This is a genomic window from Stappia sediminis (genome assembly GCF_009826895.1).
Classification (GTDB): domain Bacteria; phylum Pseudomonadota; class Alphaproteobacteria; order Rhizobiales; family Stappiaceae; genus Hongsoonwoonella; species Hongsoonwoonella sediminis.
This window is the reverse complement of record NZ_WUMV01000007.1, coordinates 160,218-175,734: the sequence shown is the minus strand read 5'-3', so window position 1 is coordinate 175,734 and position 15,517 is coordinate 160,218. Positions and strand designations below refer to the sequence as shown.

The 15,517-nt window shown below is 61.2% G+C and carries 12 protein-coding genes; 7 read left to right on the top strand and 5 right to left on the bottom strand.

What is annotated here, in order from left to right:
* Window positions 1-26: 26 nt before the first annotated feature.
* Window positions 27-1,427 (bottom strand): glutamine synthetase family protein, encoded by a 1,401-nt coding sequence (locus tag GR183_RS15145; RefSeq protein ID WP_160776496.1) that lies wholly within the window; start codon window positions 1,425-1,427, stop codon window positions 27-29.
* A gap of 109 nt (window positions 1,428-1,536) precedes the next feature.
* Window positions 1,537-2,253: a GntR family transcriptional regulator gene (locus GR183_RS15140; protein ID WP_160776495.1), complete on the bottom strand. Its 717-nt coding sequence runs from the start codon at window positions 2,251-2,253 to the stop codon at window positions 1,537-1,539.
* A gap of 128 nt (window positions 2,254-2,381) precedes the next feature.
* On the opposite strand from GR183_RS15140, the gene GR183_RS15135 reads away from it, so the two are divergent.
* The 5 genes from GR183_RS15135 to GR183_RS15115 all read left to right on the top strand — a co-directional run bounded on the left by GR183_RS15135 (window position 2,382) and on the right by GR183_RS15115 (window position 8,167).
* Window positions 2,382-3,773: a glutamine synthetase family protein gene (locus tag GR183_RS15135; RefSeq protein WP_160776494.1), complete on the top strand. Its 1,392-nt coding sequence runs from the start codon at window positions 2,382-2,384 to the stop codon at window positions 3,771-3,773.
* 256 nt (window positions 3,774-4,029) lie between these two features.
* Window positions 4,030-5,124: a polyamine ABC transporter substrate-binding protein gene (locus GR183_RS15130; RefSeq protein ID WP_160776493.1), complete on the top strand. Its 1,095-nt coding sequence runs from the start codon at window positions 4,030-4,032 to the stop codon at window positions 5,122-5,124.
* 55 nt (window positions 5,125-5,179) lie between these two features.
* On the top strand, window positions 5,180-6,331 hold the full coding sequence (locus GR183_RS15125; RefSeq protein ID WP_208999867.1) for an ABC transporter ATP-binding protein: 1,152 nt from the start codon (window positions 5,180-5,182) through the stop codon (window positions 6,329-6,331).
* 21 nt (window positions 6,332-6,352) lie between these two features.
* Window positions 6,353-7,309, top strand: a complete 957-nt coding sequence (locus tag GR183_RS15120; protein WP_160776492.1) for an ABC transporter permease subunit — start codon at window positions 6,353-6,355, stop codon at window positions 7,307-7,309.
* Between the two features lie 36 nt (window positions 7,310-7,345).
* Window positions 7,346-8,167 carry an ABC transporter permease gene (locus GR183_RS15115; protein WP_160776491.1) on the top strand — a complete coding sequence of 274 codons (822 nt, stop codon included), beginning with the start codon at window positions 7,346-7,348 and terminating at the stop codon, window positions 8,165-8,167.
* Window positions 8,168-8,213: 46 nt separating this feature from the next.
* On the opposite strand, the gene GR183_RS15110 is transcribed toward GR183_RS15115, so the two are convergent.
* Entirely contained in the window at window positions 8,214-10,067 is a 1,854-nt protein-coding gene (locus GR183_RS15110; RefSeq protein ID WP_160776490.1) for an AsmA family protein, read from the bottom strand.
* A gap of 301 nt (window positions 10,068-10,368) precedes the next feature.
* Here GR183_RS15110 and GR183_RS15105 point away from each other — a divergent pair, with 301 nt between their 5' ends.
* Together GR183_RS15105 and GR183_RS15100 are read left to right on the top strand one after the other, a co-directional pair.
* The gene (locus tag GR183_RS15105; protein ID WP_160776489.1) at window positions 10,369-11,067 is read left to right on the top strand and encodes a CoA transferase subunit A; all 699 of its coding nucleotides are present in this window, start codon (window positions 10,369-10,371) and stop codon (window positions 11,065-11,067) included.
* Window positions 11,068-11,086: 19 nt separating this feature from the next.
* A complete protein-coding gene (locus tag GR183_RS15100; protein ID WP_160776488.1) occupies window positions 11,087-11,722 on the top strand; it encodes a CoA transferase subunit B in 636 nt (211 codons plus the stop codon).
* A 53-nt stretch (window positions 11,723-11,775) separates the two neighbouring features.
* Here the strand turns inward: GR183_RS15100 and ftsH are convergent, their stop codons facing one another.
* Window positions 11,776-13,602 carry an ATP-dependent zinc metalloprotease FtsH gene (ftsH, locus tag GR183_RS15095; protein WP_160776487.1) on the bottom strand — a complete coding sequence of 609 codons (1,827 nt, stop codon included), beginning with the start codon at window positions 13,600-13,602 and terminating at the stop codon, window positions 11,776-11,778.
* Between the two features lie 79 nt (window positions 13,603-13,681).
* Window positions 13,682-15,427, bottom strand: a complete 1,746-nt coding sequence (locus GR183_RS15090; RefSeq protein ID WP_312846837.1) for an ABC transporter permease — start codon at window positions 15,425-15,427, stop codon at window positions 13,682-13,684.
* Window positions 15,428-15,517: the final 90 nt, after the last annotated feature.

Here is a 15,517-nt window from a genome sequence, read left to right as displayed (position 1 = left end):
TCGGGAAGCGGCCTGAAATCGCCACTTCAGACATTCAGGAGCAGGTATTCGCGCTCCCAGGGGCTGATCACGCTCATGAAGGTTTCGAACTCCTCATGTTTGACCGCCCGGTAGGTGTTGACGAATTTTTCGCCGAAGACTTCGCCGAGTTCCTCGCATTCGCTGAAAAGGTCCAGCGCTTCCAAAAGGCCGCGAGGCAGCGCGTCCATCACGTGGCTGGAATATCCCGTCTTCGGCTCGTCCGGGTGCAGCTTCTGCGTCAGGCCCAGGTAGCCACAGGCAAGCGAGGCTGCGATCGCGAGGTAGGGATTGCAGTCGGAGGACGGTACGCGGTTCTCGAGCCGGCGCCCGGCGGGCTTGGAGTTCGGCACGCGCAGGCCGACGGTGCGGTTGTCGTGCCCCCAGAACAGATTCACGGGCGCCGTCGTGTTGCGCGTGAAGCGTCTGTAGGAGTTGACGTAGGGCGCCATGATGCAGGCGACCGCCGGCAGGTATTTCTGGTGTCCGCCGATGAAGTTCAGGAAGGCGGGCGAAGCTTCCCCGTCCTTCGTGGAGAAAATGTTCTGGCCCGTCTCCCGGTCGAGGACCGACTGGTGGATGTGCATGGAGGAGCCGGGCTGGTTCGACATCGGCTTGGCCATGAAGGTGGCGTACATGCTGTGCCTGAGCGCGGCTTCGCGGATCGTGCGCTTGAACATGAACACCTGGTCGGCAAGCTCCAGCGGCTGGCCGTGGCGCAGGTTGATCTCCATCTGCGCCGCGCCGTCCTCATGGATCAGCGTGTCGATTTCAAGGCCTTGCGCCTCCGACAGGTCGTAGATGTCGTCGATCAGGTCGTCGAACTCGTTCAGAGCCGTAATCGAATAGGACTGACGCCCGGCTTCCGGACGTCCCGAACGTCCGGTCGGCGGCTCCAGCGGGTAATCCGGATCGGTGTTCGGCTTGACGAGGTAGAACTCGATCTCCGGGGCGATCACCGCCTCCCAGCCTTGATCCTCATAAAGCTGCAATACACGCTTGAGAACATTTCGAGGCGCCGTCTCCACCGGAATGCCGTCTTTCGTGTAGGCGTCGTGGATGAGCTGCGCGGTCGGGTCGCTTTCCCACGGCACGACGGTCAAAGTCGAATAGTCGGCGCGGAAGAAGATATCGCCGTCGGTCGGATTGTGCTGGAACTTGTCGTCGTCCGGCGGATAGTCACCCGAAATCGTCTGCGCGAAGATCGACGACGGCATCGTCATGATCGGGCCGGAGAAGAATTTCTCTGTTGGCATCATCTTGCCGCGCACGACACCGGCCATGTCCGGGGCAATGCATTCGATATCCTCAATGCCTCTTTCGGCAAGCCACGTGTGGGCCTCTTCCAGCGAGGTCACGCCACGGCGGCTTGCGATCGATGGTTCCTGGGATTTCTTCTTCTTGCTCATGCGGACCTTTGCGGGGTCGAGGGTTCGTTCGGGCCGGACACCTTGAGCATATTGGCAAATTCAGGGTCCGGAATTGTGGCGTCTATTTGTGATCACAAAACTTCATGTGTCAATCTTTGGTCGAATATGTATCGGGAATTGCTTCATAGCCGGCATCCTGAAGCAGCTTCATGCCGCCAAGTATGTCCGCCGCGATGGCCGCCCGCAGCGCTTCTGCGTTACCTTCGGCCACAGCGGCGATCGCCTCCTTGTGGTGATCTTCCAGCACCGCCGTGCCGACGCGCCCGTAGACGATGCGCATGAAGGGAGCGAACTGCAGCCAGAGGCTTTCCACGAGCGGCAGCAGCACTTCGGACCTTGCCGCGCGATAAACGTGGAAATGGAAGGCGTGATTGAGCCGCATATAGGTTTCCGCGTCGCCGCCATCGATGCTCAGGTCGATTGCGTCGTCGAGCTCTTTCAGCGCCCTGGCGTCCGCCAATTCAAGGCTGCCTGCGGCCCTTGTGGCCAGCTCGGGCTCCAGCATGAGCCGCGCCTTCAGGATCTCGGCAAGCCGCTCCGGCGTCATCGTCGGCACCTGCACGCGCCCGTTCGGCTTGATGTCGAGCGCCTTTTCGGCGGCGAGCGAACGAAGCGCCTCGCGCACGGGCATGGGGCTCACGCCAAGGTCCTGTGCCAGCCCGCGCAACGTCACCGGGCGGCCGGGCACGAAACGCCCCGTCAGGAGCGCATAGCGCAGGCTGCGTTCCACACGTTCGCGCGTGGAACCCCGTCCGGACGGCACGGTTTCACGTTTGTCGCCGTGCGCTGCTTCTGCAATTGGCATATTCATGGATCTTGGTTTGCCGTCGGGCTTCGCTTGACAGTTTCTACGCTACGTGATCACATTTTTCAGCGCCGGGCAATATGGGCGCCGTTTTCGCGGCATCTGCTCTCGGCGATCTGGAGGATCTTATGTTGCAAGCTGCGCGCTCCGGCATGGAGCGCCCCTCGGGAAGCGAGGGCTGGCGGGAGGCGGTTCACGCCTTTCTTGCGGAAAATACCGATCTCGATACTTTGGAGGTCATACTGCCGGATACGAATGGCGTGCTGCGCGGCAAGTGGCTGCCGGCAAGCGCGCTCAAAAAGGTTTTCGAGGATGGCGTCGCGCTTCCCTTTTCCCTGTTCGGCCTTGATGTGTGGGGCCGCGAGGTGGAGGAGACGGGCCTTCACATCGAGACCGGCGACAAGGACGGCGTCTGCTGGCCGAACGCGGACACGCTGAAACTCGTGCCCTGGGCGGAGCGTTCGACGGCGCAGGTCCTGCTTTCCATGTACCACCGCGACGGCACGCCTTTCATGATAGACCCGCGCCATGTGCTTTCGCGCATCGTCGATCGGCTTGCCGAGAAGGGCCTTTCGGCGACCTGCGCCTTCGAACTCGAGTTCTATCTTTTCGAGGATCAGGACGACAGCGACTGGTCGGGTCCGCCGAAGCCGTTGTTTGCGACCCATCTGGGGCCCGCCCGGCAGAACATGTATGCGCTGTCGGATCTTGAAATGCTGATGCCGTTGGTGGACGAGATCCGCCGCAGTGCCGAGGCGCAGGGCATTCCCGCCGATGCGGCGGTTTCGGAAGCCGCGCCCGGTCAGTTCGAGCTCAATCTCCATCACCGCAACAACCCGGTCGCCGCTGCTGATGATGCGGTGATGTTGCGCCGTCTCGTCGCCGGGGTCGCGCGAAAGCATGACCTGAAGGCTTCCTTCATGGCCAAGCCCTTCGTGGAGTGGCCCGGCAACGGCATGCACGTTCACGTGAGCATGGAGGACGATGGGGGTAACATTTTCGCCGTAGAAGATGAGGGCGCGATGCGCCAGGGACATGCGATCAAGGGACTTCTCGACACGATGACGGAGGCGCATCTTCTCTTCGTGTCGACCTTCAACGGCTTTCGCCGCATGCAGCCCGGCTCCTACGCCCCGACATCGATCTGCTGGGGTTTCGACAATCGTTCGGTTGCCCTTCGTGTTCCCGCCGCAAAGCCGGAAGCCGCGCGTATCGAACACCGCATCGCCGGCGCGGACGCCAATCCCTATCTCGTGTTGGCGGGCGTGCTTGCCGGCATGATGGAAGGGCTTGAGCAGAAGATCGATCCGCCGCCGCCGGTGGAAGGCAATGCCTATGAGAAGCGCGCGCCCCGTCTTACGCCCTGGATGGACGAGGCGATCGACGCTTTCGAAGCGTCGGAGCGCATGAAGCAGGCGGTGGGGCCCGAGCTTCACAAGGTGCTGGTGGACATCAAGCGGGAGGAACTCAACGCTTTCGGCCGAGAGATTTCGCCACTTGAGCGGCAGACTTATCTTTGAGAAATTCCAGCTTATGGAGGGGCATCAAAAAAGGGGGATAAGCCTCTGAAATCAAGCGTGTCACTCGCTTGCGGAAAATCCGTAGAAAATGACGTCCGGGGCTTTCGAGCGGCTTGAGAGTGAGGCGGATCGCTTTTACGCTGAAGTTGGATAAGGGCTGGGCAGCCGCCGGACGCGGCATCCGTAACAAAGACAAGGCAGGCGACCGCCTCGAAGAACGGTCGCGACACAAGGGGAAGAGCGGAAGGTACGCATCATGAAGAAACTGCTGTTTGCAAGCGTTGCCCTTCTGGGGCTTGCGGCCGCGGGCGCGGCCGGGGCGCAGGAGCGCGTCGTCAATGTCTATAACTGGTCGGATTATATCGACGAATCGATTCTTGAGGACTTTACCAAGGAGACCGGCATCAAGGTCGTCTACGACGTCTTCGATAGCAACGAGATCCTGGAGACCAAGCTTCTTTCCGGCGGCACGGGCTATGATGTCGTCGTTCCGACCGGCACTTTCCTCGGCCGCCAGATTCAGGCGGGCGTCTTCCAGAAGCTCGACAAATCGAAGCTGACGAACTGGGACAACCTCTGGCCGCAGATCATGACCCGTATCGAAAAGTTCGATCCGGGCAACGAGCACGCGATCAACTACATGTGGGGCACGACCGGCATCGGCTACAATGTCGAAAAGGTCAAGGAAGTGCTCGGCGAAGATGCCCCGGTCGACAGCTGGTCGCTTATCTTCGATCCGGCGAACGCCGAGAAGCTTTCGTCCTGCGGCATTCACGTGCTCGATACGGCGGATGAACTGTTCCCGGCGGCGCTCAACTACCTCGGCCTCGATCCGGACAGTTCGGACCCGGCGGATTTCGAGAAGGCGGCCGAGCTTTGGATGAAGGTTCGTCCTTACATCCAGAAGTTCCATTCCTCCGAATACATCAATGCGCTTGCCAACGGCGATATCTGCGTTGCCGTCGGTTGGTCGGGCGATGTGCTTCAGGCGCGCGACCGGGCGGCGGAAGCCGATGCGGGTGTGACGGTCGAATATTCGATCCCGCAGGAAGGTGCGCTGATGTGGTTCGACAATATGGCGATCCCGGCGGACGCGCCGCATGTGGAAGAGGCTCATGAGTTCATCAACTACATCCTGCGCCCGGATGTGATCGCCAAGGCGACCGACTATGTCTTTTACGCCAACGGCAACAAGGCGAGCCAGAAGCTGATCGACGAGGAGGTCCTGAGCGATCCGGCGATCTACCCGCCTCAGGAGACGATAGACAAGCTCTACACGACGACTACCAAGTCGCCGAAAGCGCTTAGAGCCCGCACCCGCCTCTTCACCAAAATCAAGAGCGGTCAGTAATCGCTTCGAGGCCCGGGCGGCAGTCGCCCGGGCCTTTCATTTTCTGGAGGGGGCCTTGGCGAAGAAACCCATCGGTCCGGTCCGGCGTGATTTCACGCCGTGGGAGAGCGGCAACGCGAAGCCGTTCATCGAGTTTCGCAACGTAACGAAGCGCTTCGGCGATTTCACCGCCGTCGACAACCTGTCGCTGACGATCTACGAGCGCGAGTTTTTCGCGCTTCTGGGCGGGTCCGGTTGCGGCAAGACGACGATGATGCGCATGCTCGGCGGCTTCGAGGAGCCGAGCGCCGGCGAAATCTTCCTCGACGGGCAGAACCTTGCGGGCGTGCCGCCCTATCGCCGACCCGCCAACATGATGTTTCAGTCCTACGCGCTTTTTCCGCATATGAGCGTGGAAAGGAACATTGCCTTCGGCCTCCAGCAGGACAAATTGCCGAAAGGCGAGATCGAAGCGCGGGTTCAGCAGATGTTGAAACTCGTGAAGCTTGAGGATTTCGCCAAGCGAAAACCGCATCAGCTTTCCGGCGGACAAAGGCAGCGCGTGGCGCTGGCGCGCTCCATTGCCAAGAAACCGAAAGTGCTGCTGCTTGACGAGCCGCTTGGCGCGCTCGACCGCAAGCTTCGCGAGGAAACCCAGTTCGAGCTGATGGACCTTCAGACCGAACTTGGCATGACCTTCCTGATCGTCACGCACGACCAGGAAGAGGCGATGACCGTGGCGGACAGGATCGCGGTCATGGACAGGGGCCGCATCATCCAGGTTGCTACGCCCGCCGAAATTTACGAAACGCCCAACTCCCGTTTCGTCGCCGATTTTATCGGCTCCATCAACCTGATCGAGGCCAGGGTCGCTTCCAGGAACGGGACCGTGACACGACTCAAGGCGCCGAATCTCGAACGCGAAATCGCCGTCTCCCAGCCAACGGATGCGAACGTGGGGGACACTGTCTGGTTCGCGATTCGGCCGGAAAAGATACGCCTGGGGTTCGATGCGCCGCAAAATGGTACAGCCAATGCGGCTGAAGCCGAAATCTGGGACATAGGGTATCTGGGCGATGTCTCGATTTTCCATGCGAAGGCGGCTGAGGATCTCATCCTGAAATCGACCGTCGCCAACATCACGCGCACGGTCGAGCGTCCAATCTCGTGGGAAGACAACGTCTGGCTTTCCTGGGACGAGGATGCCGGCGTCATCCTGACGCGATGAGCGGGTGAAGGGGAGAGATCGATGGTCGATACCGCAGCGCCCGGGGCGGACGTCGAAGCCGCCCCCGCTCTGAAGAGAAAGCGAAGCCTCGGCGGCTGGCTCCTGATCGCAATCCCCTACGCGTGGCTGCTGTTCTTCTTCCTTGCGCCGTTCTTCATCGTCTTCAAGATCTCCCTGTCGGAGATCGCCGTTGCCATCCCGCCCTATCTGCCGACGTTCGATCTGGCGGAAGGCTGGCAGGGATTGAGGGAAAATTTCGCCGCATTCAGCTTCGAAAACTACATCTGGCTGACGCAGGACGCGCTTTACTGGAAGTCCTATCTTTCAAGTGTGTGGATAGCGGCAACCTCCACCGCCATAACGCTCGTGATCGGCTACCCGCTGGCCTATGGCATGGCGCGCGCCCCCGCAGCCTGGCGTCCCACGCTGCTCATGCTTGTGATCCTGCCGTTCTGGACGAGCTTTCTGATACGCGTCTACGCGTGGATCGGCATTCTCAAGAACGAAGGGCTTCTCAATCAGGCGCTGCTTTCAATCGGCGTGATAGATGAGCCGCTGACGATCCTGAACACGAACGCCGCCGTCTATATCGGCATCGTCTATTCCTACCTGCCGTTCCTTGTATTGCCGCTTTACGCGACATTGGAAAAGCTTGACGAAAGCCTGCTTGAAGCCGCGTCCGATCTCGGCTGCCCGCCGTGGAAGGCGTTCTGGAAGATCACCGTTCCGCTTTCGCTTCCCGGTGTCATCGCAGGCTGTTTCCTCGTCTTCATCCCCGCCGTCGGCGAATTCGTGATCCCGGACCTGCTCGGCGGGTCGGAAACGCTGATGATCGGCAAGACGCTGTGGAGCGAGTTCTTCGCCAATCGCGACTGGCCGGTTTCATCGGCAGTTGCCGTCATTCTCCTGTTGATCCTGGTCGTGCCGATCGTGCTTTTCCAGAACCAGCAGCAGCGCGCTTCGGAGAAAGACGCATGAGCTGGCGTTCGAAGGTGGCCGAAGGGGAGGGGCGCCATGCGTAAGGGGCCGAGCTGGTTCAACCTCACCTCGCTGGTGCTCGGGTTTGCCTTCCTTTACCTCCCGATCGTCCTGCTTGTGGTCTATTCATTCAACGAGTCGCGCCTCGTTACCGTCTGGGCCGGGTTTTCAACGAAGTGGTACGGCGAGATGCTGCGCAACCAGCAGCTTCTGGACGCCGCCTGGGTCACTGCTCGGGTCGCCTTCACGTCAGCCACGATCGCCACTGTGCTTGGCACAATCGCCGCGCTCGTTCTCGTGCGGTCAGGGCGGTTTCTGGGGCGTACACTGTTTTCGGGCATGATCTACGCGCCCCTCGTCATGCCAGAGGTGATCCTCGGTCTTTCGCTCCTGCTTTTGTTCGTGGCAGTGGATCAGACGCGCGGGTTCTGGACGGTGATGATCGCCCACACCACGTTTTCCATGTGTTATGTCGCCGTGGTCGTGCAATCGCGTCTTGCCGGTTTCGACCGTTCGGTGGAAGAAGCGGCGATGGATCTTGGCTGCCCGCCGTTCAAGACGTTCTTTGCCGTCACCCTGCCAATTATCCTGCCGGGCGTCGTTGCCGGCTGGATGCTTGCCTTCACCCTGTCGCTGGATGATCTGGTGATCGCGAGCTTCACAACGGGGCCGGGGGCGACGACGCTGCCGATGAAGATCTACAGTCAGGTTCGTCTTGGCGTCACACCGGAAATCAACGCGGTTTGCACTGTTCTCGTCGCCATCGTCACGGTTGGCGTAATCGCTGCCTCGCTGGTGACCAAGCAGCAGGAGGCGCGCAGGCAGCGCGACATCCGCCGGGCGGAGGCGCAAGGCTGAATAAAGATCGCACCTTAAAATGGCAACCGCTGCAAGATAATGGAAATCAGTTCGGCAGGAAGGCGGGTTCCGCCAATGTTCCCTCCACCTTGAACGGGGTTTTTGGCGGGGAGGCTGCTGTGGAAACTTTGTCAGCACCGTCCTCTGTGGGTTCGGTCGGGAGCGGACGGGCAGTGCCTTGAAGCGACAATGCACCGTCAGACCTGCTCAGCGTGCCATGCGCGGAAATCGAAAGTCGCTCCGTCTCGGCGTCGATTGCGTCGATTTCCAGATTTTCGCCGCGCTTCCTGCCGGAGATCTCCAGGCGAACCAGGGGTGTGCCGCCGGTTGAATTCGGGCCTGTGAATGCGGGGTTGCCAAGCGCGGCGATCTCGCGGTCCAGATCGAGCGCCTCCACCCCGTTGCCTGAGAATTCGAAGCGGATGGAGGCTGTCAGTTTCCTTCGCAACAAGGCGGCGGTCTCTCCCCTGGACCTTGCCTGGATCGACATGGAGGCGCGTCCGCCTCGTGGCAGAAGAGGTATGGCGAAACTGGCGACGGGCGTTGCATTCATGAGTTCGGCGTTGGCTTCCAGGGAATAGAGGTCGGGCGAACCCGAGGCTGGCGTCAGCCTGAGGTGCGCGCGTCCCGTTCCCTCAGCTACTCCCGCCTCACTCACGTCGATTGTGAGATTGCCTTCCTTCATGAGCAGCGCCAGTGCGCTTCGCCCCAGGACGGCGCTTCGCATTTTCACGTTTGCGGCTGAAAGCCGAAGATCGAGATCGAAGGTGCCGAGAAGGGCCGAAAGCGGCCGGCTTGCCTGCCCTGTGTCCTCAAGGAGGCCCGAAATCGCGGGCTCGAAAGCTGAAAGATCGAGACTGTCGAAGGCAAGTGTACCTTCCGCGCTTGGCCGGTTGGACATGGCATGAAGGGACAGTCTCCCGTCGGCGATGTTACCGTCGACATCAAGCGTCGCCCGATCGAATTCAAGCGCCTGGAGGCTGAAAATTCCTTCACCCGACAGGCGTAACGTCTTGATGGCCGCAGGACTTTCGCCCGCCCCGACCAATCTTGCGATGTCGTTCGACGACACCGTAAGGCTACCGTCCACACGGTCCGCCTTCTTCCCCATGATGCGGCCATTGAAGGTGATTCCGATCGAGGGAGAGGCAAGCTCGAATGCCAGCGTTCCCGGGCGTTTTCCCGTCAGCGCTTCGGCATCGCTTACGCCGAGGGCCAGCTCGAAACGCTCGCCGGCATAGTCGAACCGGCCGTCCAATTGTGCATTTTCACCGTTTTCATCAGCTTTGAATGTCGCGTTCAGCGCCATGATCTGGGGCGCATACGTCACCTGACCCGGAGCGTCTTCCACGAATGCGGGATCGCGTTCGTGGCCGGAATTCGCTCCGGATTCAGCATGTTCAAGCGTGACCGTGCCGCCGCGAATCGAAAGTTGCCGGCGAAACAGCCTTGCAAGCTCGCGCTGGGCCCGGTGAAGCGGCGGCTCACTTCCGTTTTCGTCGCCAGTCATGGCGGCGAGGCGTATGTCCGGATTGGAGATTGAAAAATACTCCGGCGCGAAATCCCCGCCGATGATCGAAGCCGGGTCAAGGCTGGCGGAAAGCAGCGGGCAATCCGCACTCCACTGCCCGTCGCGGCCTTCCAGGCGCACATTGGCAAGCGTCAGGCGCAAATCTGGCAGGAGGCTCAATTCGGCCGCGCCGTCTATGGTCACGCGTGCTCCCAGCCAGTTGGAAACAGCTTCCTCCAGGCGATCCTTCGCAGCATCCGTCGAAACGAGCAGCGGCAGTGCGAGACTTGCCACGAAGGCAAGCGCCGCTACGGCGACGATCCCGATGAATATGGGCCTCGCGAAGCGGGTGCCCCCGCGTCTCGCCGATGCTGACTCTGTCGATGCCATGGTAAGCGGGATAGGCCCTCAATGCGGCCTTATCAAGCGCAAAGACATCGGGCCGATCCAACTTTCGAATCTTTGCAAGGGCGACAAATGAATCTTTGCAAGGACGACAAAAGCCTTGGCTTGTGATTGTGCGGCGCGGGCGTTATCACATGTCGCCATCAGGTCCATTGGACCGGACAAACGCAGGGTGAGCTGTAGCGGAGCGGTTTCGTGGCTGCTGGGTTTGCAAGCGTTCGCACAGCACAGCTTGCGGGCGCCCCATCGGCACGCGGCGTTCCGGACCAACGCCAGGGAGACCCCTATGAACAAAGTTTATCCGGACGCGGCATCCGCGCTGGAAGGCTATCTTTTCGACGGAATGACCATCATGGCCGGAGGCTTCGGCCTTTGCGGCATTCCTGAAAACCTGATCGAGGCGCTGCGCGACAGCGGCACCAAGGGGATCACGGCGATCTCCAACAATGCCGGCGTCGACGATTTCGGTCTCGGCCTGCTCTTGCAGACGCGCCAGATCAAGAAGATGGTCTCTTCCTACGTCGGCGAGAACGCCACGTTCGAGCGCCAGTACCTGAACGGCGAGCTTGAGCTTGAGTTCAACCCGCAAGGCACGCTCGCAGAGCGCATCCGTGCCGGCGGCGCCGGCATTCCGGGCTTCTATACCAAGACGGGCGTGGGCACGCTTATCGCGGAAGGCAAGGAGCACAAGGATTTCAACGGCGAGACCTACGTCATGGAGACGGGCCTCGTGGCGGACCTTTCCCTCGTCAAGGCCTGGAAGGCCGACAAGGAAGGCAACCTCATCTACCGCAAGACGGCGCGCAACTTCAATCCGATGATGGCGACCGCCGGCAAGGCTTGCGTGGTGGAAGTGGAGGAACTTGTCGAGGTCGGCGAGCTCGATTCCGACTACATCCACACCCCCGGCATCTTTGTCGACCGCATCGTTGTCGGAAGCCACGAGAAGCGCATCGAGAAGCGCACCGTGCGTTCCGCCGCTTGAGATCACGGAGAAAAGCAGTATGGCCTGGACCCGCGAAGACATGGCGAAACGCGCCGCGCAGGAACTGGAAGACGGTTTCTACGTCAACCTCGGCATCGGCATCCCGACGCTCGTTTCGAATTACATTCCCGAAGGCGTTCACGTGACGCTCCAGTCGGAAAACGGCATGCTCGGCATGGGCCCGTTCCCGACCGAAGACGAGATCGATGCCGATCTCATCAACGCCGGCAAGCAGACCATCACCGAACTGCCGCAGACGAGCTATTTCTCGTCCGCCGACAGCTTCGGGATGATCCGCGGCGGCCACATCGACCTGTCGATCCTCGGCGCCATGGAAGTTTCCGAAAAGGGCGATCTCGCCAACTGGATGATCCCGGGCAAGATGGTCAAGGGCATGGGCGGGGCGATGGACCTTGTCGCCGGTGTGAAGCGCGTCGTCGTCATCATGGACCACACCTCCAAGGCGGGCGATCCCAAGCTCCTGCCGGAGTGCACGCTGCCGCTGACCGGCGTTCACTGCGTCAACCGCATCATCACCAACTTCGGCGTCTTCGACGTCACGGAGGACGGGCTGAAGCTGATCGAGCTTGCGCCGGACGTCACGGTTGAAGAGGTGAAGGAAAAGACGAAGGCAAAGCTCACCGTCGCGGTTTGACGGTGTTCGGCTTTAGCTGACGATATCGCCGGCCGCGGCTTTCGCGGCCGGTTTCATGTTTCCGCCAGGTTCTTTTCCCGCGCGGCTTTGGATTTCAGCGGCGGGAAATCCTCGGCCGTGAGCGTTTCTTTTTCCAGAAGCAGCGTAGCGCCCTCATCGAGTTCCGTTCTGTGCTCGGTCAAAACGCCCGTTGCCTGCTCGAAGGCGTTTTCCACGCGTTCGCGCACGGCAAGGTCGATTTCGCGCAACGTTTCCTGGGAGACCTCCGGTCCATCCACGCCCGGCTGGCCCAGGAACGACTGTCGCTGCGCGGCATAAACGCGGTTGCCCAGCGTTTCATCCATGCCGTAGCGCATGACCATTTCGCGGGCGATTTCGGTGACCCGCTGCAGGTCGTCGGAAGCTCCGGTGGATATCCTTCCGAAGACTATTCTTTCCGCCGCCCGTCCGCCCATGAGCACCGCCATGCGGTTTTCAAGGTCCTGCGCCGCGAGCAGGAAGCGGTCCTCCGTCGGCCGCTGCATGGTATAGCCGAGCGCGCCGACGCCGCGCGGGATGATGGATATCTTGTGCACCGGGTCCACGCCGGAAAGATTGGCCGCGACGAGGGCGTGGCCCATTTCATGGTATGCGACGGTGCGCCGCTCGATGTCCGACAGCACACGCGAATGGCGTTCAAGCCCCGCCACGATGCGCTCAACCGCGTTGGTGAAATCGTCCTGGGTGACGAATTCCCCCTTGCGGCGGGTGGCGAGGAGGGCCGCTTCATTGATGAGATTGGCAAGGTCCGCGCCACTGAAGCCCGCGGTGATCTGCGCCACCCGGTCAAGATCGATATCGGGGTCGAGCGTGATCTTCCTGACATGAACGTCAAGGATCGCGCGCCGCCCCTTGCGGTCGGGCCGGTCGACCAGCACCTGCCGGTCGAAGCGCCCTGCGCGCAGGAGCGCCGGATCGAGTACCTCCGGCCGGTTCGTCGCCGCCAGAAGGATGATGCCGACGGAGGGGTCGAAGCCGTCCAGCTCGGCAAGAAGCTGGTTGAGCGTCTGTTCCTTTTCGTCGTTGGACTGCACGACGTTCACGCCGCGTGCGCGCCCCAGCGCGTCCAGTTCGTCTATGAAGATGATGGCAGGCGCCTGCTTGCGCGCCTGTTCGAAGAGGTCGCGCACGCGCGCGGCCCCCACGCCGACGAACATTTCCACGAATTCGGAACCGGAAATTGAAAAGAAGGTCACGCCCGCCTCGCCGGCGACGGCGCGTGCCAGCAGCGTCTTGCCGGTGCCCGGCGGGCCGACGAGCAGGATGCCTTTCGGCGCGTGCGCGCCAAGCCGCCCGTAGCTTTGCGGGTCCTGCAGGAAATCGACGATTTCCTTCAACTCTTCCTTGGCCTCGTCCACGCCCGCGACATCGGCGAAGGTCACCTTCGTGTCTGATTCCACATAGATCTTCGCCTTGGATTTGCCGACGGTCATGAAGCCGCCCATGCCCTGCTTTTCCGCAATCTTTCGAATGAAGAACATCCAAAGCCCGAAAAAGAAGAGGACGGGCAACACCCAGGACAGGATATTCGTCAGGAAGGTTTCCTGAACCGTGCCGTTGTACTGCACGCCGTATTTGTTCAGGACTTCCGCCAAAGGCAGGTCGACGCGGTTGGTTGTGAAATATTGTTTCCCGTCGTCGAGCGGGTTTTTGAATTTACCCTCGATCGTCTCCTGCCGGACGGTGATTTCGGCGATCTTGCCGTCCTTCAGGAGCTGCTCGAATTCGGAAAAAGGTATGCTTTCATAGGTGGTATGGGTGATCCACCAGCTCTGGAACAGAAAGACGAGAAAGATAGCTCCGGCAGCGTACCAGAAATTGATCTGGTTCTTCTTCTCCATGACGCATAATCCCTGGCTGAAACAGCAAATCTGCCAGAAGCGCGTTGAATAAAAAAGCTTTTACGGAGAAGAAGGGCGCTCAGCTCACCCGGCTTCCCCGCCGGTCGCGGAAAGTGGCGGCCGATGTGCGCGCAAGCAGGATCACCGGAACAAGGCCGACAAGCACGATAAGAAGTGCGGGCAGGGCGCCATCCTCGAAAGCGCCGCGCGAGGCGGCGTTATAGACCGTCGTCGCCAGCGTCTCGAAGTTGAAGGGCCTGAGCAGGATCGTCGCCGGAAGCTCCTTCATGCAGTCCACGAAGGCAAGCAGCATGGCCGAAAGCAGCACGGGGCGGATCAACGGCAGATGCACTTCGCGAAGCGTCGTCAGGGAGTTGCGGCCAAGTGTGCGTGCGGCCATGTCGAGATGCGGTGTCACCTTGCCGAGCCCGCCTTCCACCTGGCCATAGGCGACCGCGAGGAAGCGCGCCACATAGGCGTAGACAAGGGCGGCCCCCGATCCCACGATCAAAAGCCCGGTGCCGAAGCCGAAAAGCCGCTCGGTGACGCCGTCCAGCGCATTGTCGAAGGCTGCAAGCGGCACCAGCAGGCCGACGGCCAGAACCGTGCCCGGGATGGCGTAGCCGATTGAAGCCGTGCGTCCGAGAAAGCGGATGCCGGCGTTGCGGTTGACCCGCTGGGCATAGGTCAGCACCGTCGCCACGACTATGGTCATTATTGCGGCGGAAAGCGAAAGCGTCAGGCTGTTCCAGGTGGCGTCCAGAAGGCGTGGGTCGGTAAGGGCGTCGAAACGGCGCGAGATGTAGTCGACGAGCGGCCACGCCGGGACGGCGAAGCCGAGCGCGATGGGGGCGGCGCAGGCTGCCCATGCCGCCCACGCGCGGGCACCTGTCAGCCGGTAGCTTGGCAGGCCGATATAACGCGTGGTGGTTACGTGAAAGCGCTGCTTGCGGCGCGCATGCCGCTCAAGCCACAAAAGTGCGAAGACGATGACGAGCATGGTGCATGCAAGCTGTGCCGCGCCGGCGAGGGAAGATCGGTTCACCCAGGTGTCGTAGACGGAAAAGGTCATCGTCTTGACGCCGAAGAAGGTGACGGCGCCAATGTCGTTCAGGCACTCCATCATCGCAAGCGACATGCCGACGACGATCGCCGGTCGCGCAAGCGGCAGCGCTACCTGGAAGAAAAGCCGCATGGGTCCCGCACCCAGCGTGCGCGACACGTCGAGCGTGCAGGCCGACTGCAGCAGAAAGGTCGCACGCGTCGTAAGGTACACATAGGGGTAGAGCACCAGACCCATGACGAAGATCGCGCCGCCCAGCGAGCGGATCTCGGGAAACCAGTATTCGCGCGAGGTCTGGAAGCCGAAGACGGCCCGGATCGCCGTTTGCACGGGCCCGGTATAGTTCAGAACCTCGACGTAGGAATAGGCGACGATATAGGTTGGCACGGCAAGCGGGATCAAAAGCGCCCAGTCGAAAATGCGCTGGCCTGGAAAGCGACACATGGTAACGAGCCATGCCGTGCCTACGCCCACCACCAGCGTGATTGCGCCGACGCCAAGCATGAGAAGCGCGGTCGTGACAAGAGAGCGCGGCAGCACGGTGCCGATGAGATGCTCCCAGATATCGCCGGTGGGTTCCAGCGCAAGCACCAGAAGACTTGCGATCGGCAGCAGCATGAAACCGGCCACAATGCCTGCGAATACCAGCCAGGCTAGGTCGGTGCGGGACATGGCGGTCAGCGCGCCGCCCTTCGCGGCTTCCGAGACAGGCGCTCGAAATGGTGCCGCTTTTTCAGGTTGCAGGCGGGTGGCGTCGGTCATCGGATGCGACGTGTCTTCGTTTATTTTCGTAAAACGAGCGATGCCGGAGGCTGTCCCCCCGGCATCGTCGAAGTTGCGCGTTCAAGCCGA

Coding starts and splice junctions, on each gene's coding strand:
- GR183_RS15130 (WP_160776493.1), top strand. CDS start 4,030: ATGAAGAAACTGCTGTTTGCAAGCGTTGCCCTTCTGGGGCTTGCGGCC.
- GR183_RS15120 (WP_160776492.1), top strand. CDS start 6,353: ATGGTCGATACCGCAGCGCCCGGGGCGGACGTCGAAGCCGCCCCCGCT.
- GR183_RS15110 (WP_160776490.1), bottom strand. CDS start 10,067: ATGGCATCGACAGAGTCAGCATCGGCGAGACGCGGGGGCACCCGCTTC.
- GR183_RS15105 (WP_160776489.1), top strand. CDS start 10,369: ATGAACAAAGTTTATCCGGACGCGGCATCCGCGCTGGAAGGCTATCTT.
- GR183_RS15100 (WP_160776488.1), top strand. CDS start 11,087: ATGGCCTGGACCCGCGAAGACATGGCGAAACGCGCCGCGCAGGAACTG.
- GR183_RS15090 (WP_312846837.1), bottom strand. CDS start 15,427: ATGACCGACGCCACCCGCCTGCAACCTGAAAAAGCGGCACCATTTCGA.
- GR183_RS15115 (WP_160776491.1), top strand. CDS start 7,346: ATGCGTAAGGGGCCGAGCTGGTTCAACCTCACCTCGCTGGTGCTCGGG.
- GR183_RS15145 (WP_160776496.1), bottom strand. CDS start 1,427: ATGAGCAAGAAGAAGAAATCCCAGGAACCATCGATCGCAAGCCGCCGT.
- ftsH (WP_160776487.1), bottom strand. CDS start 13,602: ATGGAGAAGAAGAACCAGATCAATTTCTGGTACGCTGCCGGAGCTATC.
- GR183_RS15140 (WP_160776495.1), bottom strand. CDS start 2,253: ATGCCAATTGCAGAAGCAGCGCACGGCGACAAACGTGAAACCGTGCCG.
- GR183_RS15135 (WP_160776494.1), top strand. CDS start 2,382: ATGTTGCAAGCTGCGCGCTCCGGCATGGAGCGCCCCTCGGGAAGCGAG.